This window comes from Microbacterium sp. NPDC089698, from assembly GCF_044749045.1.
Classification (GTDB): Bacteria; Actinomycetota; Actinomycetes; order Actinomycetales; family Microbacteriaceae; genus Microbacterium.
Map to the genome: position 1 here is coordinate 1 of NZ_JBIVHE010000003.1, position 24623 is coordinate 24623.

22 protein-coding genes are annotated in these 24623 nt (G+C 71.9%); 13 read left to right on the top strand and 9 right to left on the bottom strand.

The window, feature by feature from the left end:
* Positions 1-275: 275 nt before the first annotated feature.
* Positions 276-1592, bottom strand: a complete 1317-nt coding sequence (locus tag ACIPY5_RS09860) for an aminotransferase class I/II-fold pyridoxal phosphate-dependent enzyme (protein WP_400969915.1) — start codon at positions 1590-1592, stop codon at positions 276-278.
* A gap of 39 nt (positions 1593-1631) precedes the next feature.
* On the opposite strand from ACIPY5_RS09860, the gene ACIPY5_RS09865 reads away from it, so the two are divergent.
* Positions 1632-2054: a group III truncated hemoglobin gene (locus tag ACIPY5_RS09865; RefSeq protein ID WP_400969917.1), complete on the top strand. Its 423-nt coding sequence runs from the start codon at positions 1632-1634 to the stop codon at positions 2052-2054.
* Positions 2055-2068: 14 nt separating this feature from the next.
* Here the strand turns inward: ACIPY5_RS09865 and ACIPY5_RS09870 are convergent, their stop codons facing one another.
* Positions 2069-2521 (bottom strand): Lrp/AsnC family transcriptional regulator, encoded by a 453-nt coding sequence (locus tag ACIPY5_RS09870; protein ID WP_292722285.1) that lies wholly within the window; start codon positions 2519-2521, stop codon positions 2069-2071.
* A 72-nt stretch (positions 2522-2593) separates the two neighbouring features.
* On the opposite strand from ACIPY5_RS09870, the gene ACIPY5_RS09875 reads away from it, so the two are divergent.
* A complete protein-coding gene (locus ACIPY5_RS09875; RefSeq protein WP_309356983.1) occupies positions 2594-4024 on the top strand; it encodes a DUF6421 family protein in 1431 nt (476 codons plus the stop codon).
* A gap of 102 nt (positions 4025-4126) precedes the next feature.
* Here the strand turns inward: ACIPY5_RS09875 and ACIPY5_RS09880 are convergent, their stop codons facing one another.
* Positions 4127-4432: a hypothetical protein gene (locus ACIPY5_RS09880; protein WP_400969922.1), complete on the bottom strand. Its 306-nt coding sequence runs from the start codon at positions 4430-4432 to the stop codon at positions 4127-4129.
* A 12-nt stretch (positions 4433-4444) separates the two neighbouring features.
* On the opposite strand from ACIPY5_RS09880, the gene ACIPY5_RS09885 reads away from it, so the two are divergent.
* Positions 4445-5149: an SDR family NAD(P)-dependent oxidoreductase gene (locus tag ACIPY5_RS09885; RefSeq protein WP_400969925.1), complete on the top strand. Its 705-nt coding sequence runs from the start codon at positions 4445-4447 to the stop codon at positions 5147-5149.
* On the opposite strand, the gene ACIPY5_RS09890 is transcribed toward ACIPY5_RS09885, so the two are convergent.
* On the bottom strand, positions 5121-5846 hold the full coding sequence (locus ACIPY5_RS09890; RefSeq protein ID WP_400969928.1) for a TMEM175 family protein: 726 nt from the start codon (positions 5844-5846) through the stop codon (positions 5121-5123). The two genes, ACIPY5_RS09885 and ACIPY5_RS09890, sit on opposite strands and share 29 nt — an antisense overlap.
* 31 nt (positions 5847-5877) lie before the next feature.
* On the bottom strand, positions 5878-7245 hold the full coding sequence (locus tag ACIPY5_RS09895) for an MFS transporter (protein WP_400969931.1): 1368 nt from the start codon (positions 7243-7245) through the stop codon (positions 5878-5880).
* 131 nt (positions 7246-7376) lie between these two features.
* On the opposite strand from ACIPY5_RS09895, the gene ACIPY5_RS09900 reads away from it, so the two are divergent.
* Positions 7377-8444, top strand: coding sequence for a threonine aldolase family protein (locus ACIPY5_RS09900; RefSeq protein WP_400969934.1), 1068 nt, complete (start codon positions 7377-7379; stop codon positions 8442-8444).
* A 298-nt stretch (positions 8445-8742) separates the two neighbouring features.
* Here the strand turns inward: ACIPY5_RS09900 and ACIPY5_RS09905 are convergent, their stop codons facing one another.
* On the bottom strand, positions 8743-9366 hold the full coding sequence (locus ACIPY5_RS09905) for an NUDIX hydrolase family protein (protein ID WP_309338862.1): 624 nt from the start codon (positions 9364-9366) through the stop codon (positions 8743-8745).
* 89 nt (positions 9367-9455) lie between these two features.
* Between ACIPY5_RS09905 and ACIPY5_RS09910 the strand changes: the two genes are divergently transcribed.
* Positions 9456-10133 (top strand): alpha/beta hydrolase, encoded by a 678-nt coding sequence (locus ACIPY5_RS09910; protein ID WP_400969937.1) that lies wholly within the window; start codon positions 9456-9458, stop codon positions 10131-10133.
* On the opposite strand, the gene ACIPY5_RS09915 is transcribed toward ACIPY5_RS09910, so the two are convergent.
* Entirely contained in the window at positions 10097-10441 is a 345-nt protein-coding gene (locus tag ACIPY5_RS09915) for a hypothetical protein (protein WP_400969940.1), read from the bottom strand. The genes ACIPY5_RS09910 and ACIPY5_RS09915 overlap by 37 nt on opposite strands.
* Positions 10442-10798: 357 nt before the next feature.
* Between ACIPY5_RS09915 and ACIPY5_RS09920 the strand changes: the two genes are divergently transcribed.
* Together ACIPY5_RS09920 and ACIPY5_RS09925 are read left to right on the top strand one after the other, a co-directional pair.
* The gene (locus tag ACIPY5_RS09920) at positions 10799-12538 is read left to right on the top strand and encodes an ABC-F family ATP-binding cassette domain-containing protein (RefSeq protein ID WP_400969943.1); all 1740 of its coding nucleotides are present in this window, start codon (positions 10799-10801) and stop codon (positions 12536-12538) included.
* A gap of 50 nt (positions 12539-12588) precedes the next feature.
* Positions 12589-12771 (top strand): PspC domain-containing protein, encoded by a 183-nt coding sequence (locus tag ACIPY5_RS09925; RefSeq protein ID WP_292720700.1) that lies wholly within the window; start codon positions 12589-12591, stop codon positions 12769-12771.
* Positions 12772-12790: 19 nt separating this feature from the next.
* Here ACIPY5_RS09925 and ACIPY5_RS09930 read toward each other — a convergent pair whose 3' ends face one another.
* Positions 12791-13219, bottom strand: a complete 429-nt coding sequence (locus tag ACIPY5_RS09930) for a DUF6157 family protein (RefSeq protein WP_400969946.1) — start codon at positions 13217-13219, stop codon at positions 12791-12793.
* Between the two features lie 94 nt (positions 13220-13313).
* On the opposite strand from ACIPY5_RS09930, the gene ACIPY5_RS09935 reads away from it, so the two are divergent.
* The 6 genes from ACIPY5_RS09935 to ACIPY5_RS09960 all read left to right on the top strand — a co-directional run bounded on the left by ACIPY5_RS09935 (position 13314) and on the right by ACIPY5_RS09960 (position 21733).
* Positions 13314-13784 carry a hypothetical protein gene (locus ACIPY5_RS09935; RefSeq protein WP_400969949.1) on the top strand — a complete coding sequence of 157 codons (471 nt, stop codon included), beginning with the start codon at positions 13314-13316 and terminating at the stop codon, positions 13782-13784.
* 88 nt (positions 13785-13872) lie between these two features.
* On the top strand, positions 13873-18705 hold the full coding sequence (locus tag ACIPY5_RS09940; RefSeq protein WP_400969952.1) for a DEAD/DEAH box helicase: 4833 nt from the start codon (positions 13873-13875) through the stop codon (positions 18703-18705).
* A gap of 47 nt (positions 18706-18752) precedes the next feature.
* Positions 18753-19532 (top strand): EI24 domain-containing protein, encoded by a 780-nt coding sequence (locus ACIPY5_RS09945; protein ID WP_400969955.1) that lies wholly within the window; start codon positions 18753-18755, stop codon positions 19530-19532.
* Positions 19525-20298, top strand: a complete 774-nt coding sequence (locus tag ACIPY5_RS09950) for a DNA-formamidopyrimidine glycosylase family protein (RefSeq protein ID WP_400969958.1) — start codon at positions 19525-19527, stop codon at positions 20296-20298. The genes ACIPY5_RS09945 and ACIPY5_RS09950 overlap by 8 nt, the downstream gene beginning before the upstream one ends.
* A gap of 101 nt (positions 20299-20399) precedes the next feature.
* Complete coding sequence (locus ACIPY5_RS09955) at positions 20400-20807, top strand: transferase (protein WP_045272888.1); 408 nt, start codon at positions 20400-20402, stop codon at positions 20805-20807.
* A gap of 146 nt (positions 20808-20953) precedes the next feature.
* Entirely contained in the window at positions 20954-21733 is a 780-nt protein-coding gene (locus ACIPY5_RS09960) for a LysR family substrate-binding domain-containing protein (RefSeq protein ID WP_400969962.1), read from the top strand.
* 246 nt (positions 21734-21979) lie between these two features.
* Here the strand turns inward: ACIPY5_RS09960 and ACIPY5_RS09965 are convergent, their stop codons facing one another.
* On the bottom strand, positions 21980-24538 hold the full coding sequence (locus ACIPY5_RS09965) for an ATP-dependent Clp protease ATP-binding subunit (RefSeq protein ID WP_400969965.1): 2559 nt from the start codon (positions 24536-24538) through the stop codon (positions 21980-21982).
* Positions 24539-24623: the final 85 nt, after the last annotated feature.

Below are 24623 nucleotides of genomic sequence, written 5' to 3' on the forward strand. Positions count from 1 at the left end.
TCAAACACCAAACCCCCTGGACAGTGACACAACGCGGCGCCGGCATCCTCGAATGGACCAGCCCCACCGGCGCCACCTACACCGACAAACCACCCACACCCGTCACCTTCACCGTCGAAGACCCGGACCCACCCCCAGAACCCGACCCCGAAACACCCGCATTCTGACGCCCCCGAATACTGAGACACCAGGATCCAGACGCGCGACGATCGCCTGACCGCCGCCGGGATCCCGCTCGTCCCGGCTCAGCGCCGGCGCGCTTCAGCGATCCCGGCTCAGCGCCGTCGGGCGTCGGCGATCGCGGCGCGGAGGTCGTCGGCGAGGGTGCGCAACTCCGTGTCGTCGAGGGTGTGCGCGGTGAGCCGGATCTGCGGTGAGGCCTCATCCGCCTCGAGCAGGAACCCGCCGCCCGTGCGCACCAGCCAGCCGCGGCGCATCATCGCCTCGGAGACGGCACGGCCGTCGACGCCGCATTCCACCCACACGTTCAGGCCGTCGTCGCCCCGCACCGTGATGCCGCGCTCGCGCAGCAGGGCCCGCAGGGCGTCGCCGCGCTCGGCGTAGTGCGCACCCGCGCGCTCGAGGGCGGCGGGAGTGTCCGGATGGTCGAGCATGCCCACGGCGACCCGCTGCAGGATCCGGCTGACCCAGGTCTTCCCGGGCGAGAGCCGAGTGCGCAGCTGCGCGGCGGTGTCGGGATCCGAAGCGAGCAGCGCGAGCCGCAGATCCGGCCCGAGGAACTTCGACATCGACCGCACGAGCGCCCAGCGCGGGTGCCCTTCCGGGATCACGGAATGGTACGGCCGGCGCGACAGCAGCGAGTAGTGGTCGTCTTCGATGATGAGCACGTGCGGCGCCTCGGCGAACACCGCGCGCAGGTCCGCCGCACGCTCGGCGGTGAGGCTGATCCCGGTGGGGTTGTGCGCTCGGGGGGTGCACACGACCGTGCGGGCGCCCGCGTCGATCGCCGCGCGCAGGCCCGCGACCGTGATGCCCTCCTCGTCGAGCGGGATGCCGACCGGGCGGTACCCGCCGAGGCGGACCACGTTGATGCTGGAGAGGAAGCACGGATCCTCGAGTCCGACCACGTCGCCGTGCGCGAGCGAGGCGACGAGGAGTCGCTCGAGCGCGTCGACCGCCCCCGAGGTCACCGAGAGCTCGAAGGGACGCGGCTGCGCCTCGGCCAGCCATCCCGTCGCCCAGCTGCGCAGCCCTTCGTCGATGAGCGCATCTCCGTAGAGCGCCGGGGTGCGCAGATCGACCTCGGCGAGCACGGGCAGCGGGAGCAGGTCTGGGTCGGGGTTGCCGCTGCCGAGGTCGCGCAGCACCGTCTCCGCCGCGAACCCCTCCTCCTCGGTGCGCACAGGCCCCGCGACGACCGTTCCGCCGCGCCCACGGCTCTCCACGGCGCCGGCACGGGCGAGCGCCCGATAGGCCGCGGCCACGGTGTTGCGGTTCACACCGAGACTGTCCGCGAGCCCGCGCACGGTGGGCAGCACCTCGCCAGCCGCGAGCGCGCCGGATCCGATCAGGGCGCGGATCGAGTCGGCGATCTCATGCGCCGTGCTGCCCTGGATCGCCGTGTCCGTCACGCCCTCAGCCTATGGGCAGCCGCGGCCTACCCTGGAGGCATGGCCGACATCCGCGATCGCGACGACATCCTCGTGCTGGTGCGGACCTTCTACGAGACCGCGTTCCAGGATCCGCTGATCGGGACGATCTTCACCGACGTCGCCCGTATGGATCTCGACCACCACCTGCCGATCATGGGCGACTTCTGGGAGAGCGTGCTCTTTCAGGCCGGCGGCTATCACCGCAACGCGCTCGCCCTGCACGCCGCGGTGAACGCGAAGCACCCGCTCACCGCGGACCACTTCGATCGCTGGCTGCTGCTGTGGAACGCCACGGTCGACGGCCTGCACGGGGGCCCGGTCGCCGACGCCGCGAAGCAGCAGGCCGCGCGCATCGGGCTGTCCATGCAGCGCCGCCTGCAGGGACTGTCCGGCAGCCTGCTCGAGACGATCCGGATCCGGCCCGACGCCGACCCCGCCTGAGGCCGCGCGGCGGGTCAGCGCGCCGTCGGCACGACCGGGCGGTGCTCGTAGAACGTCTGCAGCACGACCGTCGTCCGGGTGCTGACGTTCGCGGCGAGCCGGATGTCGCGCACGAGCTGCTCCAGGTGACGCGGTGAGGCGACCCGGGCGAACAGCATGTAGCTCGCGTCGCCCGCGATCGAATGGCACGCCTCGATCGCATCGAGGTGCTCGAGCAGCTCGGGTGCGTTGTCGGGCTGGGCGGGATCCAGCGGGGTGATCTCGATGAAGGCCGCCAGCGGCTTGCCCACCGCCTCGGCATCGATCACGGGCCGGTAGCCCGAGATGACGCCACGCGATTCGAGGCGGCGCAGCCGGGCCTGCACGGCCGACACCGACAGCCCCACGGTCTCGGACAGGTGCGCGAGCGTGGCCCGCCCGTCCTGCGAGATGGCAGCCAGGATCGCGAGATCGACAGGATCGTCCATACGTGAAATAATATCGGAGTCCACGAATATTTGCAGGAATATTTCCTGCACTATCTCTGATCGGAGGTCCCGATGTCCCTCATCACCACTCCCAGCAACGCTCTCATCGGCGAACCCGAGGTCGTCGAGGACGCGTCCGTGGCCGAGACCAGTGCCGCGTGGGCTCTCCTCAAGGATGCCGCGATCGCGCTGCGTCCGCTGCAGATCAAGGACGGATCCGTCCCGAACCAGGGCGACCACGAAGCCGCCCGCACCCATGTCGCCGCGATCGTCGCCGGCATCCGCGCCCTCGCGCCGGCCTTCCCGCACGACGCGGAGTATCTCGAGGCCTCGGTCAAGGACTTCGAGCGCTGGGTCGCCGAGGGCTTCGGCGTGCCCGACTTCCTCGACTCGCTGGTCGCGTTCCAGCCGCAGCAGCACCGCGTCGACGGGATCCGCCACCTCGTCGTGTTCCCCATGTACACGCAGAACGGATCCAGCGACCGCCTCGTCGAGGCGCTCATCGTCGAGACCATCTGGCCGGAGTTCATCGCGGATCTGGAGGCCGGCGACTACGGCAACAAGCTGTTCGTCTCGCTGCGCCTGATCGACTTCACCCCCGGCTACGACACGAACTCGGCGGTGCTGTTCCCGGAGACCGTCGCGATGCGCGAGATCCCCTCGTTCACCTGGGGCGCGATCTTCCAGGACCGCGAGGCCGCCCGCTACCGCCGCGTCGTGCGCGCCGCGTCCGAGATCACGAACCTCGACCTCCCCGAGCGGGCCGCGGCCATGCTCGACGACCAGGAGCTCGCGGAGAAGACGTTCGTGATGTGGGACATCATCCACGACCGCACGCACATGCGCGGCGACCTCCCGTTCGACCCGTTCATGATCAAGCAGCGCATGCCGTTCTTCCTCTACTCGCTGGAGGAGATGCGCTGCGACATGACCGCGTTCCGCGAGTCGGTGAAGATCGAGCGCGCGTTCGACGCCCGCGTCGCGGCGGGCGAGCAGCTCACCGCGAGCGAGCAGGAGATGCACGACTACGCGCACCTCGTGCAGTACGCGGTGATCTTCGACCGCATCTTCCGCTTCTCGATCACCGGCAACCGCACCCGCAACTACGACGCCGTCGGCGGGCAGCTGCTGTTCGCCTGGCTGCACCAGCGCGGCGTGCTGCACTGGACCGACACCGCCCTCGCCTTCGACTGGGAGAACGTGCCGGACGCCGTGGTGGCCCTCGGCGACGCGATCGACGACCTGTACTGGCACTCGATCGACCGTCCGAAGGTCGCCCACTGGCTCGCCGCATACGAGCTGGTCCGCGGCACGCTCACCCCGCACCCGGCCTCGCAGTGGGCCCGAGGCCTGTCCGACGAGATCCTCGCCGGCGCCCCCAAGGGCTACACCGACGCCGTGCTGGACGACGAGTTCCCGCTCTCGATGTTCTTCGAGACGCTGGACAAGAAGATGAAGCCGGTCATCGAATCGACCGTGGGGATCCGCGGCACCGACGACTGAGGCTCGCGCTGGGGGCGCTTCACGCCGCTTTGGGGCGTGTCATCCCGTTTTGGGGCGCGCCTCGCCACGATTTCGTGGCGAGGTGCGCCCCAAAACGCATGCTCACGCCCCAAACGGAGCCGGCGCTGCAACAATGGCGCCAGATCCACGGCCGGATCCGACAAGCCGACCGGACCACGAGCCGGATCCGACGAGCCGACCGGACCACGAGCCGGATCCGACGAGCCGACCGAACCACGAGCCGGATCCGACGAGCCGACCGAACCACGAGCCGGATCCGACGAGCCGACCGAACCACGAGCCGGATCCGACGACCCGGCCGGACCACGAGCCGGATCCGACGAGCCGACCGAACCACGAGCCGGATCCGACGACCCGGCCGGACCACGAGCCGGATCCGATGAGCATGGAGGAACCACGATGACCGTCGCAGGACGCACCGTACTTCTCGCCGGGGCCACGAGCCCCTCCGGCCTCGCGATCGCGCGAGCCCTGATCGGCGCCGGCGCGCGCGTCGTCGCCGTCGGCCGGGACAGGGGCAAGCTCGACGCACTCGCGGCGGCGGCGGCGCACCCCGCCGTCGACGCCTCGGCCGACGCCCGTTCCGGCTCGATCCGGGTGGAGAGCTGCTCCCTCACGAACGAATCCGAAGTCGCCGCGCTCGCGACCCGCCTCGCCGAGGACGGCGAGCACATCGACGGTCTCGTGCCGCTGGTCGGCGGCTGGCGCGGCGGCGGCGGTCTCGCCGGACAGACCGAGGAGGACTACCGCGCCCTCGAGCAGGCCTTCACCGCCGTGCGCGTGACGAGCCGCGCGTTCGACGCCGATCTGCGCGCGTCGGAAGCGGGCCGGTTCGCGATCATCTCTTCGACCGCGGTCGCCCGACCGCTCGCGGGAGGCGCGAACTACGCCGCCGTCAAGGCCGCGAGCGAAGCATGGACCCGCGCCGTCGCGCAGGGCTTCGCCAAGGCCGCCCGCGACGCGGAGCAGCCGCTGCGCGCCGCCGCCGTGGTGCTCCGCGTGCGCGGACTCGATGACGCGATCGACCGGGTCGCCGCGCAACTCGTGGAGCTGTGGGACACCGACGCCGCGGAGCTCAACGACCGGGTGATCGATCTGACCTGACGGTTCCGTCCGCCTCCCCCGCGCCGCGTCGGGTCCGCTTCCGCCGGGCATCGCCCTCGCGTGCCACGAACGCCTGCGCGGGACCCGAAAGCAGCAGCAGGAACATCGCCGCGTAGCCGATGTTCGGCACCAGGACCGCGATGACGAGCGAGACCGCGAACAGGACGCTCATGACGACCTCGGCGATGAGACCGCGCCGGAGCGATGGCGGGGCGATGTGATGCAGTTCGGGATGCCGGCGCAGATAGAGCCTGGTGCCGAGCATGAGCAGCGACGAGGCGAGGAGCGCGCCGATGTAGAGCAGCTTCTGCGTCGCGTCGTCGGGCATGACGCCGACCATGGCGGTCGAGACCGGGAGCCAGACGATCGTGAACATCCAGCCGACCTGCAGCCAGACGAGCGCGTTCGTCGCCTTCTCGACCCGGTCGAAGACGCGGTGATGGTTCATCCAGAAGACCGCGATGATGATGAAGCTCAGTGCGAAGCTGAACAGCTGCTTGTTCTCGGTCTGCACGAAGTCCAGGGCGGTCTTGTGCTCCCGCGCGAACTCGGACACGTTCTCCAGCAGCGGCAGGATCAGCAGCGTCATGGCGATCGCGACCACCGCGTCCTCGAACGCCTTCAACCGCTCCGCCGAGAGCAGCGGGCGGGTCGTCTCGATCGTGTCGCTCTGCGGATCGTCCTCTGCGCGGCTCACTCCCGAATGCTCCCGTACCGCAGGGATCCGGTCAAGACGCCGCGCGCGGCGTCGACGGCGAAGCCTCTTCGACCGGGACGCCCCCCTCGGGGGCCTGCGCATAGAGCGCGGTGAGCCTGCGGTACGAGCGGGTGAAAAAGGCGAGACCCGCCGCGACGATCATGATGATCCCCGCCCACAGGCAGATCAGGGCGATCCCGCGGGCGTCGCCATCGCCGAGCAGCCATCCCCACTGGCTACGCCCCGCGTCGCCGTTCATGTACGGGATGATCAGGAACTCCGCCAGCGGCGCGATGAGGAAGGCGGTGATCGGCGCGGCCGCGGCCTCCATCGCCGCCGCGACCCCGAAGACCCGTCCCTGCCGCGCGAAGGGCACGACCTTCTGGATCACGGTCTGCTCCGCCGCTTCGACCGGAGGCACGAGGACCATGTAGACCCACAGCCCGACGACGTACAGCGGCCACCACTCCCGCAGCATGAAGACCGCGCCGAGCAGCCCCATCGCCATCACGAGCAGGAGCAGGGTGCGCATGGGCTTCCGCCCGAGGCCGAACTTCGCCACGAACGCCCCGCCGATGAGGAATCCCGTCGAGGAGAAGGCGAGGGCGAACCCCCAGGTCTGCGCATCGAACAGGGTGAGCCCGTAGGCGTCCATGAGGGCCAGATAGACGCCGCCGATGAGGTTGTTGAACGTGGAGAAGACGATCAGCGCGAACAGGCCGGGAGCCTGCCGGATGGCTCTCGCGCTGCCGCGGACGTCGAACGCGCTCGGCGCATCCGGATCCGGCTGCGGCCGCTCCTCGGGAATACGCACGAACAGCAGGTGGACGAGAGTGAGGACCATCGCCGCGATCGCGATCGCGAGGGTCCACCCCATGCCGAGGAATCCGATCGCGAGGCCGGAGAACACGCTCGTGACGAGGAAGGCGAGGCCCTGCACCGTACCGACGAGGCCGTTCGCGTTCGCGTGCCTCTCCACGGGGACGAGCAGGGTCACGGTCGTGGAGAGGGCGATGCTGCGCAGCTGCTCGATCACGCCGCCGAACAGGATCACCGCCGAGAACAGCCAGAACCACGGACCGCCCAGATCCAGCAGCGACGCCTCCGGGCGCGCGAGGTAGAGGCCGCCCGCGACGAGGAAGGCCGCGGCGGAGACCACGCTCGACAGCACCATGACCGTGTGCTTGCGATGACGGTCCACGATCGTTCCGAAGATCATCGAGAAGAAGGCGATGAAGAGCATGTACGCGCCACCGATGACGCCGGTCGCGAGCACGGACCGGGTCTCGAGGTAGACCCAGAAGGTGAGCGCGAACCAGAGGAAGCTCGTCGTCACGTTGGCGATCAGCGTGTTGATGAGCACGCTCGCGAACGCCCGTGAGGCGACGGTGCCCTTCATGGGTTCGAGAGTAGAACGGGCCTCAGACATGCGGAACCCGTGCTGCCACGGGCACAGCCACGGGCACAGACGCCGGCCGCCGACGGGGCCGGGCGGTCGGCCGGCGGGGCGCCGCGGAATAGACTCTTCAGGTGACCGTTCTGCACGACAAGGCCCTGCGCGGCTTCGCATCCGACAACTACTCCGGCATCCACCCCGAGGTGCTCGCGGCGATCGCGGAGGCCAACGACGGCCATCAGATCGCGTACGGCGAGGACCACTACACCGCGCGGCTGCAGGACGTCTTCCGGCAGCACTTCGGCGAGGGCGTCGAGGCCTTCCCCGTCTTCAACGGCACGGGCGCGAACGTGACGGGGCTGCAGGCGATGCTCCCCCGCTGGGGCGCGGTGATCGCGGCGACGACCGCGCACATCAACGTCGACGAGGGCGGAGCGCCGGAGCGCGTCGGCGGCTTCAAGATCCTCTCCGTGCCCACCGAGGACGGCAAGCTCACGCCCGAGCTCGTCGACCGCGAAGCCTGGGGCTGGGGAGACGAGCACCGCGCCCAGCCGCTCGTCGTCTCGATCACGCAGTCCACCGAGGTCGGCACGCTCTACACCGCGGAGGAGATCCGCACCCTCGCAGAGCACGTGCACTCCCGCGGCATGAAGCTGCACCTCGACGGCGCCCGGCTCGCCAACGCCGCGGCCGCGCTCGACCAGCCGCTGCGCGCCTTCACCCGCGACGCCGGCGTCGACGTGCTGAGCTTCGGCGGCACCAAGAACGGCGCCATGCTCGGCGAGGCGATCGTCGTGCTCACCCCCGGCGCCGCCGACGGCCTCGTCTACTCCCGCAAGTTCAACATGCAGCTGGCGTCGAAGATGCGCTTCGTGTCGGCGCAGCTCATCGCGCTCCTCGAGGGCGACCTGTACCTGCGCAACGCGCGGCACGCGAACGCGATGGCGCAGCGCCTGCGCTCCTCGCTCGAGGCGGGCATCGCCGACGGATCCATCCAGGGCGTGGGCTTCACCCAGCAGACGCAGTCGAACGGCGTCTTCGCGACGCTGCCCGACGGCATCGCCGACCGCCTGCGCGAGACCTTCCGGTTCTACGACTGGGACGCCGCGCGCAACGAGGTGCGCTGGATGTGTGGCTTCGACACCGCCGAGGCCGACATCGACGCGCTGGTCGCGCTCGTCGCCCAGGAGACCAGCCGCTGAGTCGCGTCTCCCCGCAGCACTCTTCGGGACACGGTCCGGGCTTGCCTGGGCCGTGTCCCACTTTTGCCTCTAGAACTGCGGATCCGGAGCCGAATTCGGGACATGGTCCGGGCTTGCCTGGGCCGTGTCCCACTTTTGGCTCTAGAACTGCGGATCCGGAGCCGAATTCGGGACATGGTCCGGGCTTCCCTGGGCCGTGTCCCACTTTTGGCTCCGAAACCGCGGATCCGGAGCCGAATTCGGGACACGGTGGGACCAGAAGTGGGACACGGTCAGCATCGCGACCGGGGATCCGGGCTCAGCGCAGCAGGCCGAGGTGCGCGAGCGCCTGGCGGATGAGCGTGCCGCGGCCGCCCTCCATCTCGGCGGCGAGCGCGTCGCTCGCGGCGTCCTCGGGGCTGAACCAGGTCACCTCGAGCGCGTCCTGACGCGGCTCGCACGTGCCGGTCACCGGCACGACGAACGCGAGCGACACCGCGTGCTGGCGGTCGTCGTGATACGCGCTCACGCCGGGGAGCGGGAAGTACTCGGCGACCGTGAACGGCGCGGGCGACGGCGGCAGCATCGGGAAGGCCATCGGACCGAGGTCGTTCTCCAGGTGCCGGAACAGGGCGTCGCGCACGGTCTCGCCGTAGCGCACGCGTCCGGAGACGATCGTCCTCGTCATCTCGCCCAGGGGCGTCGCGCGCAGCAGGATCCCGATGTCGGTGACCACGCCGGATCCGTCCGTGCGCACCGGCACGGCCTCGACGTAGAGCATCGGCAGCCGGCGTCGCGCCTGGGCCAGCTCGAAGTCGGTCAGCCAGCCCGGGTTCGCCCCGCCGGAGGCGCCGAGGCCGTCGAGACCGGAGGGCAGGCCGGACAGCGCGTCGGGGAGACCGTCGTCGTCGGCCGGATCGGGGTCGGGTGTGCGTACCGCCATGGTCTCTTTCTACCAGCGTCTGCGATGCGCGCCGAGTACGGGACCGGATCCGGGGAGGGGAAGTCCGCGGCCTGGGGCAGGATGGAGGCATGGCCGAACCCGTGGAGATCGATCGCGCCGGGGTGCGCTGGACGCGACAGGGCGAGGCGCTCCCGTTGCTCGTCCTGCTGCACGGATACGGATCCGATGAGCGCGACCTGTTCTCGCTCGTTCCGTTCCTGCCCGAGGGGGTGACCATCGCGTCGCTGCCCGCCCCGCTGAGCGCCCCCTGGCCGATGCCGGGGCGCTCCTGGTACCCGATCGACGAGCTGGAGCGGCGCGACCCCGCCTCCGTGACCGCCGCCGCCGGGGCCGTGTTGCGCTGGCTCGACGCGGAGGCGGCCGACGCGCCGTCGATCGCGCTGCTGGGCTTCTCGCAGGGCGCCTCGGTGGCGCTCCAGACGGCCCGCGAGGATCCCGAGCGGATCGCCGCCGTCGTGAACCTGAGCGGCTATGCGGCGCCAGGGGATCTGCCCGGCGACATCGCACTGCGCGAGCGCCGCACCCCGGTCTTCTGGGGGCGCGGTTCGAGGGACGACGTGATCCCGCCCGCCCTCATCGTGCACACCGCGCAGTGGCTCCCCGAGCATGCGGAACTGACCGGACGCGTGTATCCGGGACTCACGCACAGCGTCTCGGAGGAGGAGCTGACCGACGTCCGGCGCTTCCTCGACGGCTGGCTGGACAGCCTTCAGGCTCCGGTGCCGGAGGATCCGCTCGACGCCTGACCGGGCCCGTCCTCCCGGGGGTCATGGCCGGACGAGCCGGCATCGCCGGCGCCCGCCGAATCAGGAGCCGACTCGCCTTCGGCCTCGGCCTCGGCCCTGCGGCGCTGCTCCTCCCGCTGCATGCGCGTGCCGGAATACGTGAATGCGACCATCACCGCGGCGCCGATCACGAGTCCGACGGCGATCCCGGTGCCCATGTTGTTCATACCGGCGCCGAGCCCCACGCCGACGCCCATGCCGATCGCGAGGCCGGCGCCGAGGCCCACCCGGCGCAACGTCTCGCCGGATCCCGGCCGCTGCTCTTCCATGCGTCCAGGCTAGGGCGCCGCACGAGCCCGGGACCTCCCCCTTGGGACGGATCCTGGTCCGGCCCCGGGTGGGCGCACTCGAAGGGCCGAGGGATCCACGGCCGCGACACGCCCGGGTTGCACGAATCCCGGGCGCCCGGTATCGTCGTCCGGGTCCTGTCCGCCGTGTAAGGAAGTCCCTTGATCTGAGTCGTCGCCTCCGCGTTCCATCCACGCGCTGATCCGACACTCCTTCCTGCCCTCGCTTGTTCCGGCACAGGCATCTCCGGTCCTCGAGATCCGTCCTCTTCGCGACGTCTCGCCTCTGCACAGGACCGATCGGCATCAGCGCACCCGAACACCTTCAGGGAGCCGCCCATGTCATTCCTCACCCCCACCTCCGCGGTCGTGCTCGACCGCGTCACCTTCGCCTGGCCCGACGGGTCCACCGCGCTCGACGCCGTCTCCGGCGCCTTCGGCGCAGGCCGCACCGGTCTCGTCGGCCGCAACGGATCCGGCAAGTCGACGTTGCTCCGCCTCATCGCGGGCGACCTGACCCCGACCTCCGGCCACATCACCGCGACCGGCGATGTGGCGTACCTGCCGCAGCGCCTCACGCTCGACACGCACGCCCGCGTGGCGGAGCTCCTCGGCGTGGCCGGAGCGCTCGACGCGGTCCGTGCGATCGCCGCGGGCGACGTCGACCCCGCCCGCTTCGACGAGGTCGGCGACGACTGGGACGTCGAGGCCCGCGCCGAGGCGGCGCTGGCCGAGGCGGGCCTGGATCCGTCGTTCCTCGACCGCACCGTCGGAGAACTCTCGGGAGGCGAGGCGGTGCTCGTCGCGATCGCCGGCATCCGCGCCCGTCGAGCGCCGATCACGCTGCTCGACGAACCCACCAACAACCTCGACCGCGAGGCGCGGGCTCGGCTCGGCGAGCTGGTGCGCTCCTGGCGCGGCACTCTCGTGGTGGTCAGCCACGACGTCGCGCTGCTGGAGCTCATGGACGACACCGCCGAGCTGTACGGCAGCGAGCTCAGCGTCTTCGGGGGCCCCTACTCCGAGTGGCGCACGTGGCTGGATGCCGAGCAGGAGTCCGCGAAGCAGGCCGAGCGGGATGCCAAGCAGGCCTTCAAGAAGGAGAAGAGACAGCGCATCGAGGCGGAGCTGAAGCTCGCGACCCGATCGCAGATGGCGAAGAAGGCTTTCGAGGAGAAGCGCGTGCCGAAGATCGTCGCGAACGGCCGGAAGATGGCCGCACAGGTCTCGGCGGGCAGGCTGCGCACCGAGGTCGCCGAGAAGGAGGGCACGGCGCGCGACGCCCTCGACGCGGCAGGGCAGCGGATCCGCCACGACGCCACCATGAAGATCGAGCTGCCGGATCCCGGTGTCTCCCGGAGCCGCCGCATCGCGACGATCGGGGACGCCGAGAGGTCCTGGACGATCCAGGGGCCCGAGCGGGTCGCACTGATCGGGCGCAACGGGGTGGGCAAGACCACGCTGCTGCGACGGCTCGTCGAGGCTGCCGGCACGGCTGCGGCCGACGATGGCCCGAGTTCCGGCTGGGTCACCGTGCCGGTCGCGGATCCCGGCTCCGTTCCGAATTCAGGAGCGATCGCCGAAACCACGCCCGCAACGGTCGATTCCCGCGGATCCGCGGATTCCGTGCTGAGAACGGTGCCGCACACCGACCGGATCGGATACCTGCCGCAGCGCATCGACGGTCTCGATGAGACCGCGACCGTGGTGGAGAACGTCGCGGCGCGCGCTCCCGAGATCCCGGAGAAGGAGCTGCGCAACCGGCTCGCTCGCTTCCTGATCCGCGGCGCCGCGATGGACCGTCCGGTGGGAGCGCTGTCCGGCGGGGAGCGCTTCCGTGTCGCACTGGCGACCCTGCTCCTGGCCGATCCGGCGCCGCACCTCGTGGTGCTCGACGAGCCGACGAACAACCTGGACCTCGACACCGTGGATCAGGTGGTGCAGGCGCTCCGCGCCTACCGCGGCGCCGTGCTGGTCGTGAGCCACGACGACGCGTTCCTGCAGCGTCTGGATCTGGATCTGACGCTGGAGCTCAGCCCGGACGGCCTCGCCGAGGTCTCCCCGGCGTCGGCCCGGTGACGAGAACCGGATCCAGCGGCCGTCCAGGACGCGGGGGCAGGATGAGGGGCATGAGCACCCTCGTCCGCCCCCGCAAGGGCCGCGTCATCGCCGGCGTCTGCGCCGCGCTCGCGCACAGGTTCGGCTGGCCCGTCCTCCTCATGCGCCTGCTCGCCATCGTCCTGATGGTGTTCGCGGGACTGCCGCTGTGGGTCTACATCGTGCTCTGGATCCTCATCCCGAAGGAGAAATGAGCCCGCGGAGGCTTCCGGATCAGGCGCGCCGCGCCCGCATCGCGCGGGTGTGGCCGAGCGCCGGATCCGCCGCGAGCCGCGCGTACTCCTCGGACTCGCGAGGGATCAGGGTGACGCGGCCTTCGGCGTCGCTGAGGACGCCCCAGCCGTAGCGCTTGCCCAGCGGAGACGCGCGCAGGCAGGCCTGCCCCTTCGAGAAGAACTCCTCCCGTGCCTCGCCATCCTCGGGATCGATGCCTCGGCGCAGCGCCCAGGTGGCGAAGATGACGTCATCCGAGGTCCGCTCGAACGGGTGCTCGGCGATCATCCGGTAGTGCAGCGCCCCGATCGTCGGGACGGTCCCTGAGTTCGTCGAAGGGCCCGCGGGCGGTTCCTGCGCGTGGTCCGTCGGGCAGTCCTCCGCCACCTCGATGAACGTGCTCGTGTAGTTCGTGGTGTGCGCGGCCATGCCACCATGCTCGCACCGCACGGCGGCGCAGGGCTTGGAGATCCGCGACAGGATCGGAACGCGGGCACGGCGCCCGCCGGGGTAGCGTCGAGGCGTGGAGCCCGCCGACCCGACCGCCCGTCCGTGGCATCGAGCCCGCCCGGCCTCGGCCCTGTGCCTGACCGCCTGGATCCTCGCCGCACTCGCGTGGGTCGTCGCCTCGGGCGCGACACTGCGGTATCTGCACACCGAGGCGAGCATCGTCAGCATCGTCTGGATCCTCATCGCACCCGCCTGCACCGTGCTCGCCGTCGTCGTCGATCTCCTGACCCGTCGCGCGCGCGGCTCCGGCGTGGGGGCTGTCGTGCTGCGCGCGCTCGGCAGCGCCGGCACCGGCCTTTCGTTCGGGTTCGTGATCGCACAGGCGATGATCGTCAGTCGCGGCTACGCGGAGCCGAAGGGGTACGTGCTCGCGATGGCCGCCCTGGTGCCGACAGCGCTCGGCGTGCTGATCTTCTTCGCCCCCGAGATGCGAGAGCGCTCCCGCCGAGCACGCCCCGAACGCGGAGGACGGGAGGAGCGCTGAACCGCACGCCTCCGGTCGGCGTGTTCGGGCCGTTGCGCCCAGGGCGGATCCGCCCCCGAATGTCCGCGGCAGCCGCGAAGATGGACGGATGAGCGACGCTTCGACCGGCTCGGCGCACCGCGTGCTCGACCGCTTCACCCCCGGGACCCAGGACTGGTTCCGCGGGGCGTTCACCGCACCCACCGCCGCCCAGGCGGGGGCGTGGGACGCGATCTCGGGCGGGAGGCACGCGCTCGTCGTCGCGCCGACGGGATCGGGCAAGACGCTGTCGGCCTTCCTCTGGGCGATCGACCGGGTGTTCCGCGAGCGCACCACCGAGGGCGCCGAAACCCTGGGCGAGCGCCCCTCGAAGAAGGACGCCGAACGCCCCGGCCGCACCCGGATCCTCTACATCTCGCCGCTCAAGGCCCTCGGCGTCGACGTCGAACGCAACCTGCGCTCGCCGCTCATCGGGATCGGCCAGTCCGCCCGCCGGCTCGGCGTTCCGGCGCCCGCGGTGACGGTGGGCGTGCGCTCCGGCGACACGACCTCGTCGGACCGGCGCCGGCTCGTCGTGGACCCGCCGGACATCCTCATCACCACGCCCGAGTCGCTGTACCTCATGCTCACGAGCCGGGCCGGCGACACCCTGCGCGACGTGCACACGGTCATCATCGACGAGGTGCACGCGGTCGCCGCGACCAAGCGCGGCGCCCACCTCGCGGTCAGCCTGGAGCGGCTCGACCAGCTGCGCCGCGGGGCCGGAGCCGAGGCCCCCGTGCAGCGCATCGGCCTCAGCGCGACCGTGCGCCCGATCGACGAGGTGGCACGGTTCCTGGGCGGCGCGCAGCCCGTCGAGATCGTGGCGCCTCCCGCCTCGAAGACCTTCGACCTGCAGGTCGTCGTGCCGATTGAGGACATGCTCAATCCCCCGCCCCCGCCGGGCACCGACGAGACCCCGCGTCCCTCCGGCGCCGAGCGCGCGGAGGACTTCGGCGCCGACGCGTTCGGCGAGAACACCGAGATGACTGGATCCGTCTGGCCGCACGTCGAAGAGGCGATCGTCGACAGGATCCTGCAGAACCGTTCGACGATCGTGTTCGCGAATTCGCGACGCCTCGCCGAGCGGCTCACCGGGAGGCTGAACGAGATCTACAGCGAGCGGATCGGGCTCGACCTGCCGGCCGCCATGGTGCCCGCCGCCATGATGGCTCAGGCGGGCTCGACCGCCGGGGCGGATCCGGTGCTCGCGAAGGCGCACCACGGCTCGGTCTCGAAGGAGCAGCGGGCGATCGTCGAGGAGGAGCTCAAGTCGGGTGCGCTGCGCTGCGTCGTCGCGACGAGCAGCCTCGAGCTCGGCATCGACATGGGCGCGGTCGACCTCGTGATCCAGGTGGAGGCGCCGCCCTCGGCCGCATCCGGACTGCAGCGCGTGGGCCGGGCCGGGCACCAGGTCGGCGAGATCAGCCGGGCCTCGCTGTTCCCCAAGCACCGCGGCGACGTGCTGCACACCGCGATCGTGACCGAGCGCATGCTCGCCGGGCAGATCGAGGCGATCAGCGTGCCGCGGAACCCGCTCGACATCCTCGCGCAGCAGACCGTCGCCGCCTGCGCGCTCGAACCGCTCGACGTCGAGCAGTGGTTCGACACCGTCCGCCGCAGCGCGCCCTTCGCCGCCCTCCCCCGCTCGGCGTACGAGGCGACGCTCGACCTGCTCGCCGGACGATTCCCCTCCGACGAGTTCGCCGAGCTGCGTCCGCGCCTCGTCTGGGACCGCGACGCCGGCACCCTCACCGGACGCCCCGGCGCGCAGCGGATCGCGGTCACGAGCGGCGGCACGATCCCCGACCGCGGGCTCTTCGGCGTCTTCGTCGCCGGGGAGACCACCGGCGCACGCGTCGGCGAGCTCGATGAGGAGATGGTCTACGAATCGCGGGTCGGCGACGTGTTCACGCTCGGCACCACGAGCTGGCGGATCGCCGAGATCACGCACGATCGGGTCAACGTGATCCCCGCCTACGGGCAGCCCGGCAAGGTGCCGTTCTGGCACGGCGACGGCCTCGGGCGCCCTTTCGAGCTCGGCGAGGCGCTCGGCGTCTTCAACCGCGAGGTGCAGGGGGCGACCCCGGAGAAGGCGAGGGAGCGGCTCAGCGCGGCCGGCCTCGACGACCGCGCGCAGGCCAACCTGCTCGCGCACCTCAACGAGCAGAAGGAGTCGACGGGCACGCTGCCCACCGATCGCACGCTGACCGTCGAGCGCAGCCGCGACGAGATCGGCGACTGGCGCGTGATCCTGCACTCCCCCTACGGGCAGATGGTGCACGCGCCCTGGGCCCTGGCGGTGAACGCCCGCATCCGCGAGCGCCTCGGGGTCGAGGGATCCGCCGTGGCGAGCGACGACGGCATCATCGTGCGCGTCCCGGACGCCGATGCGGAGCCACCCGGCGCCGAGCTGTTCGTCTTCGCGCCGGAGGAGCTCGAGCGCATCGTCACGGACGAGGTGGGCGGATCCGCGCTGTTCGCCTCGCGCTTCCGCGAATGCGCCGCGCGCGCGCTGCTCATGCCGCGGATGAACCCCAACCGGCGCACCCCGCTGTGGCAGCAGCGGCAGCGCTCCGCCCAGCTGCTCGAGGTCGCCCGCAAGCACCCGACGTTCCCGATCATCCTGGAGACGCTGCGCGAGGTCCTCCAGGACGTCTACGACCTGCCCTCGCTGCGGCGCCTCGCGACCGGCATCGCGGAGCGGCGCATCCGGCTCGTCGAGGTGCAGACCGCGCAGCCCTCGCCGTTCGCCCGCGATCTGCTGTTCGGCTACGTCGGCGCGTTCATGTACGAGGGCGACTCCCCGCTCGCCGAGCGCAGGGCTGCCGCGCTCTCGGTGGATCCGGCGCTGCTGGGCGAGCTGCTCGGCACGGTCGAACTGCGCGAGCTGCTGGATCCGGACGTCATCGCCCAGTTCGAGCGCGAGGCGCAGCGACGGGATCCCTCCCGCCGGGCGCGCGGTGTCGAGGGCGTCGCGGACCTGCTGCGCCTGCTCGGACCGCTCGACGCGGACGAGGTCGCGGAACGGCTCGAACCGACCGATGCACCGGACGCCCTTCGTCTCGCTTCGCTCGCTCAGGGACCGGAAGCCGACCGGTCCCTGAGCGAGGAGCGCAGCGACGAGACGAAGGGCGTGGCCGAAGCCGCCGCCCACCTCGCCGCCCTCGTCGACGCACGCCGGGCGATCGAGGTCACGATCGGCGGCGTCCGCCGGGTCACCGCGATCGAGGACGCCGGGCGGCTCCGCGACGCCCTGGGCGTGCCGCTGCCCGTCGGGATACCGGTGGCGTTCCTGGAGCCGGTCGCTGATCCGCTCGGCGACCTCGTGGCCCGGCATGCCCGCACGCACGGCCCGTTCCTCGGATCCGCCGTCGCCGCCCGGTTCGGACTCGGTTCGGCGATCGTGCGGCAGACGCTGCAGCGGCTCGAGGCCGACGGCCGCGTCACGAGCGGATACTTCCTGCCGGATCCCCCCGGCGCCTCCGAGGCAGGCGCGCGCGCGTCCGCGACGTCCGCGGGCCCGGACGAGACCGAGTGGTGCGACACGGAGGTGCTGCGACGGCTGCGGATGCGCTCGCTCGCGGCCATCCGCGGCAGCGTCGAGCCCGTGCCCCCTGCCGCGTTCGCGCGCTTCCTTCCCGAGTGGCAGCACCTCGCGCGTCCGCTCGAGGGCATCGACGGAGTCGCGACCGTGATCGAGCAGCTCGCGGGCGTTCCGATCCCGGCGAGCGCCTGGGAGTCGCTGATCCTCCCGCAGCGCGTGCGCGACTTCACGCCGGCTCTGCTCGATGAGCTGACCAGCTCGGGCGAGGTCGTCTGGGCCGGCCACGGGGCCCTCCCCGGCCGCGACGGCTGGGTCTCCCTGCACCCGGCGGATCTCGCGCCGTTCACCGTCCCGTTCGCCGCGGAGGCGCCGGAGCCGGGATCCCTCGAAGCGCAGCTGCTCGCCGCGCTCGCCTCGGGCGGCGCGTACTTCTCCGCGCAGCTGCGCGAAGCCACGGGGGCCGACAACGAGGCCTCGGTGGTCGAGGCGCTCTGGAACCTCGCGTGGTCGGGGCACGTCACGAACGACACGTTCGCGCCGATCCGCGCGCTGCTGAGCGGCGGCAACCAGGCGCACAAGGTCGCGCGCCGCGCCCCGCGCGCGCGCACCTTCCGGGGGATGTCGCTCGCGCGGCCGGCCTCCGCGCCGCGACCGCTGAACGTGGGAGGGCGCTGGTCGCTGCTGCCGGAGGCGGAGACGGATCCGGCTCGGCGCGCCACGGTCTCCGCGGGCCTGCTGCTGGACCGGTACGGCGTCGTCACGCGCGGATCCGTGCAGTCCGAGGGCCTGCCCGGTGGTTTCGCACAGGCCTACCGCGTGCTCGCGGACTTCGAGGAGGCGGGTCACTGCCGGCGGGGTTACGTGATCGAGAAGCTCGGCGCCGCCCAGTTCGCCGCCTCCGCCACGATCGACCGGCTCCGCACCTTCGCCGGGCTCGCGGATCCCCCGCCCCGGACCGCTCGCACCCTCGCCGCGACCGACCCCGCCAACCCCTACGGGGCGGCGCTCGGCTGGCCGCGGCGCGACGGAGCCGACACGGCCGCAGGCGCCGTCTCGCACCGGCCCGGCAGGAAGGCGGGCGCGCTGGTCGTGCTGGTCGACGGCGCCCTCGCGCTGTACCTCGAGCGCGGCGGCAAGACCGTGCTCGCGTTCACGGACGACGAGGAGGAGCTGCGCGCCGCGACCGCCGACCTCGCGGCGACGGCGAAGGCGCGGCGGCTGGAGACGCTCACGGTCGAGAAGGTGAACGGCGACGGGATGTACGGCACGACCGGCGGCGCGCTGCTCGGACGGCTGCTGCAGGAGGCGGGGTTCGTCGCCACTCCGCGCGGCTACACGCTGCGGAAGACCCTGTGAGACGTGCCGGATCCGCGACGGCCTCGCGGGGCGCGTACCCTGGCGGCATGATCCGCGAGTTCGCCGCCGGATTCGGCACCCTGGTGCGCGGATTCGGCCTGTGGCGCACGCATCCTCGCCTGCTCGCGCTCGGACTCGTCCCGGCCGCGATCAGCTTCGTCGTGCTCGCGGCCGCGCTGATCCCGCTGGGCCTCTCGCTCGGCGGGATCACGGCCTGGATGACGCCCTTCGCCGACGGCTGGATCGCGGGGTGGCGCGACGCGCTGCGCATCGCCCTCGGCATCGTGCTCTTCATCGCGGCCGCGGTGCTGTCGGGGCTGGTGTTCACGGCGCTCACGCTCACGATCGGCGACCCGTTCTACCAGCGCATCTGGCGCGAGGTGGAACGGTCGCTGGGAGGACCCGAGCCGACCGGCGAGACCGGCTTCTGGAGCACCGTCGGCGAGGGTCTGCGCCTGATCCTGCTGGGCGCGCTCGTCGCCCTGCTGACCCTGGTCCTGGGCTTCATCCCGCTCGTCGGCGGCGTGCTCGCGACCGTGGCGGGCGTGCTGCTGTCGGGCCGGCTGCTCGCGCGGGAGCTGACCGGGCGGGCCTTCGACGCCCGCGGCCTCGATCACGACGCCCGGCTGCGCCTGCTCGGCGCGGGGCGCGCGCGGGTGCTCGGGTTCGGCGTCGCCACCCAGCTCTGCTTCATGGTTCCGCTCGGCGCGGTCGTCACGATGCCCGCGGCGGTCGCCGGATCCACGATGCTGGCCCGCGCCCTGACCGACCGCGCCGCCGTCGACGGATCCGGGAGCCGCACCGGAGAGGCGCCCGCGCATGCCTGAGGGCGACACCGTCTACCGCGTCGCGCACCGCCTCGACGATGCGCTGCGCGGCGGCGTCGTCACCCGGTTCGACCTGCGGGTGCCAGGGCTCGCGACCGCCGACCTCACCGGATCCGTCGTGCACGCGGTGGTTCCGCACGGCAAGCACATCCTGATGAGGATCGGCGACGAGACGCTGCGCTCGCACCTGCGCATGGACGGCGCCTGGCACCTGTACCGCCCCGGCGAGAGATGGCGGGCGCCCGGTTACACCGCCCGCGCGATCGTCGGCACCGTGGAGGCGGTGGCCGTCGGCTTCGACGTCTCGATGCTGGCGCTCGTCCCCACCGCGCAGGAGGACGCGCTCGTCGCGCACCTCGGACCGGATCCGCTGAGCGCCGACTGGGACCTCGTCGAAGCGGCGCGACGCCTCGGCGCCGACCGGCGCCCGATCCACGTCGCGCTGCTCGACCAGCGCAACGTCGCGGGCTTCGGCAACGAGTACGCGGCGGAGCTGCTGTTCCTGCGCGGAGTGCGCCCCACGACGCCCGCGACCGACGTCGACGTCACGGCCTTGCTGGAGCTCGGGGCGCGCACGATCCGCGCCAACCGCGATCGCCTCGACCGCACCTTCACCGGCGTCGCTCAGCGCGGCCGCACCACCTGGGTCTACGGGCGCGCGCACCGCACCTGCCGGCGCTGCGGGGCGCTCATCGAGAGCGGAGAGCTCGGCGCGGATCCGACCGAGGAGCGCCGCACCTTCTGGTGCCCCCGCTGCCAGCGCTGACCCGGGCGCCCGACACGCGCGAACTGCGTGCACGGGAATAGATCCGCGGTCGTCACGGTTGCAGATGTATCCGGGGAAAGTCCCGGGCACGGGAGGTTTTCGTGGGCAAGAACTACGTCGACATCGAGGACGGCCAGGGCGGCACGCTGCGCTATCGCAAGCACGCCAACGGCCGCGGCCTCATCGCGCACGGTGCCAAGGTGCACCCGCAGGCGGTCGTGGAAGCGGGCGCCTACGTCGAACCGCGCGCGAAGGTCGGGGCCGGAGCGCGCGTCGCGCGCGGGGCCTGGATCGAACCCGACGCGGTCGTGGGCGTGAACGCCCGGATCGAGGCCCATGCCCACATCGGGCAGGGGGCCGTGATCGGGGACGGCGCCAGCATCGGCGTGCGCACCGAAGTGGGGGCGGGAGCGCACATCGCGCGCGGCGCCCGCATCGGGGACGACGAGATCATCGCCGCCGGCATGACGCTGGACACCGACCGCAAGGGCCTCTGGCTCGCGGCCTGAGCCGCGCCGGCCGAGCCGCATCGCGCGCACACGACGGGCGCGCGTCCCACCGGGCGCGTGTTCATGACGCGTGCCCGTGATGCGTGCCCGTCTGCGGGCTCGGTCGTGATCAGGGGATCCCGAGTCCTCGCCGGTACGCTGAACCCATGAGCAGGCGAGGCGCATCCGGCGGACGCAAGCCCGCGGTGCGCTCCGCGAAGGGCGGCGCCCGCAGCACCGCCGGCGGTCCGGCCGCCAAGGGCAAAGGCGGCGGGAAGCCCGCAGGAAAGTCCGCGCCGCGCGGCAAGAAGGCGGAGAAGGTCGTCTTCGACGCCCCGGCCCCGGTCGCGGAGGAGCCCCGCACGCTGCGCCTCGGCGCCGTCCCCGGCGCGACCCCCGGCCGCTGGATCGACACCTGGAAGGAGCGGATGCCGCGGGTGACGCTCGAGCTCGTGCCGCTCTCCTTCGCCGCCCAGCGCACCGCACTGGCCGAGGGCGCCGTCGACCTCGCGCTCGTGCGCGGGCCGTTCGACAAGGAAGGCATGCATGCGATCCCGCTCTACGAGGAGCTTCCCGTGGTGATCGCCGGGGCCGAGTCGCATCTGCTCGCCACCGAGGAGCTGTCTCCGGCGGACCTGGAGGGCGAGACGCTGCTCACGACCCACGAGGACGTGCTGGGCGACCTCGACCTCCCGACGACCCCGTCGCTGATCCCTCCGCTCGGGACCATCGAGGACGCGGTCGCCACGGTCGCCTCCGGCGTCGGAATACTCGTCGCGCCCATGTCCCTCGCGCGCCTGCATCACCGCAAGGACGTCGACTACCGGATCCTGCGCGACGCGCCCGTCTCAACGGTGCTCCTGGCCTGGCCCGCCGACGCCACGACGCCCGACATCGAGGCGTTCGTCGGCGTCGTCCGAGGGCGCCGCGCCACGTCGTCCCGCTGAACACCCGCCCGGTCGTCGAGCGAGCCCGCGAAACCCGATCGTCAGGCGAGCAGGGCTGCAGGCCGAGCGAACACCGGTCGTTGAGCGAGCAGGGCCGCAGGCCCAGCGAGACGAAACGCGGCGCCCTCTCGAGAGCACCGCGTTTCGTCCCCGTCGCCTCCGGCGTCTTCGTTCAACGACCGGGTGGGGTCAGCCGCCTCCGGCGTCTTCGCTCAACGCCCGGGTGGGTCGGTCGACCGCGTGCGCTCAGGCCGCCTGGGCCATCTCCGCGGTCGCGGTGACGTGCAGCACATCGCCCGACGCGTCCACGACCACACGGCCGCCGTCGTGCAGCGCGCCCGAGACGAACAGATCCGCGATGCGGTCGTCCACCTCGCGCTGGATCAGGCGGCGCAGCGGACGCGCCCCGTACTCCGGCTCGTAGCCGTGCTCGCCGAGCCAGGCCACGGCGGCGTCGGTGACGTCGAGCGTCACCTCGCGCCCCGCCAGGCGGCGAGACGTCGCCTGCAGCAGGAGCCGCACGATGCGGCCCAGCTCCTCGCGGCTGAGCTTCTGGAACAGCACGATCTCGTCGATGCGGTTCAGGAACTCGGGCCGCATGGCCTCACGGAGCTTGCCCATCACCCGCGCCCGCAGATCCTCCTGGGAGGCGAACCCGTTGGCCGAGGAGTCCTGCGACGCCACGAACCCGAGCGCGCCCGAGCGCGACGCGAGGAACTCGGATCCGATGTTCGAGGTCATCACGATCACGGTGTTGCGGAAGTCGACCGTGCGGCCCTGGCCGTCGGTCAGGCGCCCGTCGTCAAGCACCTGCAGCAGCAGGTTGAACACGTCGGGGTGCGCCTTCTCGATCTCGTCGAACAGCACGATCGCGTAGGGGTTGCGCCGCACGCGCTCGGTGAGCTGCCCTGCCTCGTCGTAGCCGACGTATCCCGGAGGGGCGCCGACGAGCCGCGACACGGTGTGCCGCTCGCCGAACTCGCTCATGTCGAAGCGGATCACGGCGGTCTCGTCGTCGAAGAGGCGGTCGGCGAGGGCCTTGGCCAGCTCGGTCTTGCCGACGCCGGTCGGGCCGAGGAACAGGAAGGATCCGACCGGCCGGCGGGCGTCGCCCATGCCGGTGCGGCTGCGGCGGACGGCCCGCGCAACGGCGGCGACCGCGTCGTCCTGCCCGATCACACGCGCGTGCAGGTCGGATTCGAGGTCCGCCAGGCGCTCGCGCTCCGTCTCGGAGACGCGGCTGACCGGGATCCCGGTCGCGCGCGCGATGACCGCGGCGATCTCCGCCTCCCCCACGATCGCGGGCTCGGAACCCGTGCGCGCGGCCGTGGTGCCGGCGTCGTCGATCCGGGCCTGCACCGCGGCGATCTCGTCGCGGATCCGCGAGGCCTCTTCGTAGTGCTCAGCGCCGACCGCGGCGTTCTTGCGCGCCTCGAGGTCGGCGAGCTCGGCGAACAGCGCCGCGACGTCGGTGACGACGCCGAGGCGGAGGCGCAGCCGCGCCCCGGCCTGGTCGATGAGGTCGATCGCCTTGTCCGGCAGCACCCGGTCGGGCAGATACCGCGCGCTCAGCTCCACGGCGGCGCGGATCGCGTCGTCCGTGTAGGCGACCGCGTGGTGCTGCTCGTACGCGGGCTTGAGACCCTCGAGGATGCGCACCGCGTCCTCGATCGAGGGCTCGGCGACCTTCACGGGCTGGAAGCGCCGCTCGAGGGCCGGATCCTTCTCGATCCGGCGGTACTCGGAGAGCGTGGTCGCGCCGACCAGGTGCAGGTCGCCCCGGGCGAGACGCGGCTTCAGGATGTTTCCGGCGTCCATGCCGCCGCCCTCCCCGGATCCGCCCGCGCCGACGACCGTGTGCACCTCGTCGATGAAGACGATGATCTCGCCCTTGTGCGCGGCGATCTCGTCCATCGTCTTGGTCAGGCGCTCCTCGAAGTCGCCGCGGTAGCGGGTGCCCGCGAGCATCGCCGGCAGATCCAGCGCCACCACCCGGCGGTCCTCGAGCTGCGCCGGCACGGCGCCGTCGACGATCGCGCGGGCGAGACCCTCGACGATCGCGGTCTTTCCGACGCCGGCCTCGCCGATCAGCACCGGGTTGTTCTTGGTGCGACGGCTGAGGATCTCGATCGTCTGGTCGATCTCGTCGGCGCGGCCGATCACCGGGTCGAGCTCGCCGGCGCGCGCACGAGCCGTGAGGTCGAGACCGAACTGGTCGAGCATCGGCGTCTCCGATGCGCCCTGTGCGGCCGTCCCGTCCTGCTCCGGCGCCGTGCTCGCGGGCATCGGCTCGCGCAGACCCTGGGTCAGGGCCTCGGCGGTGACGCCGGCGCGGGCGAGGATCTGGCCCGCGGGGGCGTCCTGGCCGAGCACGAGCGCGAAGAACACGTGCTCGGGCTCGATGTAGGTCGCACCCGACGAGCGCGCCACCTGATAGGCGTGGAACAGCGCGCGGCTCGCGCTCGGGGTGATGGTCGCCGCCTCGACGTCGGAGGGCTCACCGGGCGCGGGCAGGCGCGTGTCGACCGCGTCGACGATCGCCTGCGGGGTTACGCCGATGTTGCGGATCGCCTGGTCGACCGCGTCGTCCTCGACGATCGTGCGGAGGACGTGGAGCGCGTCGAGCTCGGTCTGCCCGCGCTCGAGCGCGAAGCGGCCGGCGCGCTGCAGGATGCGCTGGGTGCGCACGGTGAGGAACCGGCTGAGGTCGATCGACCGGGTCTGCCGGGCCTGCTCACCGGCGAGGTAGCGGGCGAGGAACTCGTCGAACGAGCCCGAACCCGCGTCGGTGAAGTCGTTGGGCATTTCGCTTCCTCTCAAACTTGAGCGTTGTGCTATCAAGTTCAACGCGGCCTCGCCGCTCGTATTCCCGCTCCCCCTCTCGTGTGTT

Bases quoted from the DNA above. Each gene is read 5' to 3' on its own strand.
- ACIPY5_RS09920 (WP_400969943.1), top strand. From the start codon at position 10,799: ATGTCATTCCTCACCCCCACCTCCGCGGTCGTGCTCGACCGCGTCACC.
- ACIPY5_RS09910 (WP_400969937.1), top strand. From the start codon at position 9,456: ATGGCCGAACCCGTGGAGATCGATCGCGCCGGGGTGCGCTGGACGCGA.
- ACIPY5_RS09960 (WP_400969962.1), top strand. From the start codon at position 20,954: ATGAGCAGGCGAGGCGCATCCGGCGGACGCAAGCCCGCGGTGCGCTCC.
- ACIPY5_RS09945 (WP_400969955.1), top strand. From the start codon at position 18,753: ATGATCCGCGAGTTCGCCGCCGGATTCGGCACCCTGGTGCGCGGATTC.
- ACIPY5_RS09885 (WP_400969925.1), top strand. From the start codon at position 4,445: ATGACCGTCGCAGGACGCACCGTACTTCTCGCCGGGGCCACGAGCCCC.
- ACIPY5_RS09965 (WP_400969965.1), bottom strand. From the start codon at position 24,538: ATGCCCAACGACTTCACCGACGCGGGTTCGGGCTCGTTCGACGAGTTC.
- ACIPY5_RS09905 (WP_309338862.1), bottom strand. From the start codon at position 9,366: ATGGCGGTACGCACACCCGACCCCGATCCGGCCGACGACGACGGTCTC.
- ACIPY5_RS09925 (WP_292720700.1), top strand. From the start codon at position 12,589: ATGAGCACCCTCGTCCGCCCCCGCAAGGGCCGCGTCATCGCCGGCGTC.
- ACIPY5_RS09950 (WP_400969958.1), top strand. From the start codon at position 19,525: ATGCCTGAGGGCGACACCGTCTACCGCGTCGCGCACCGCCTCGACGAT.
- ACIPY5_RS09940 (WP_400969952.1), top strand. From the start codon at position 13,873: ATGAGCGACGCTTCGACCGGCTCGGCGCACCGCGTGCTCGACCGCTTC.
- ACIPY5_RS09930 (WP_400969946.1), bottom strand. From the start codon at position 13,219: ATGGCCGCGCACACCACGAACTACACGAGCACGTTCATCGAGGTGGCG.
- ACIPY5_RS09865 (WP_400969917.1), top strand. From the start codon at position 1,632: ATGGCCGACATCCGCGATCGCGACGACATCCTCGTGCTGGTGCGGACC.
- ACIPY5_RS09875 (WP_309356983.1), top strand. From the start codon at position 2,594: ATGTCCCTCATCACCACTCCCAGCAACGCTCTCATCGGCGAACCCGAG.
- ACIPY5_RS09895 (WP_400969931.1), bottom strand. From the start codon at position 7,245: ATGAAGGGCACCGTCGCCTCACGGGCGTTCGCGAGCGTGCTCATCAAC.
- ACIPY5_RS09880 (WP_400969922.1), bottom strand. From the start codon at position 4,432: ATGCTCATCGGATCCGGCTCGTGGTCCGGCCGGGTCGTCGGATCCGGC.
- ACIPY5_RS09870 (WP_292722285.1), bottom strand. From the start codon at position 2,521: ATGGACGATCCTGTCGATCTCGCGATCCTGGCTGCCATCTCGCAGGAC.
- ACIPY5_RS09915 (WP_400969940.1), bottom strand. From the start codon at position 10,441: ATGGAAGAGCAGCGGCCGGGATCCGGCGAGACGTTGCGCCGGGTGGGC.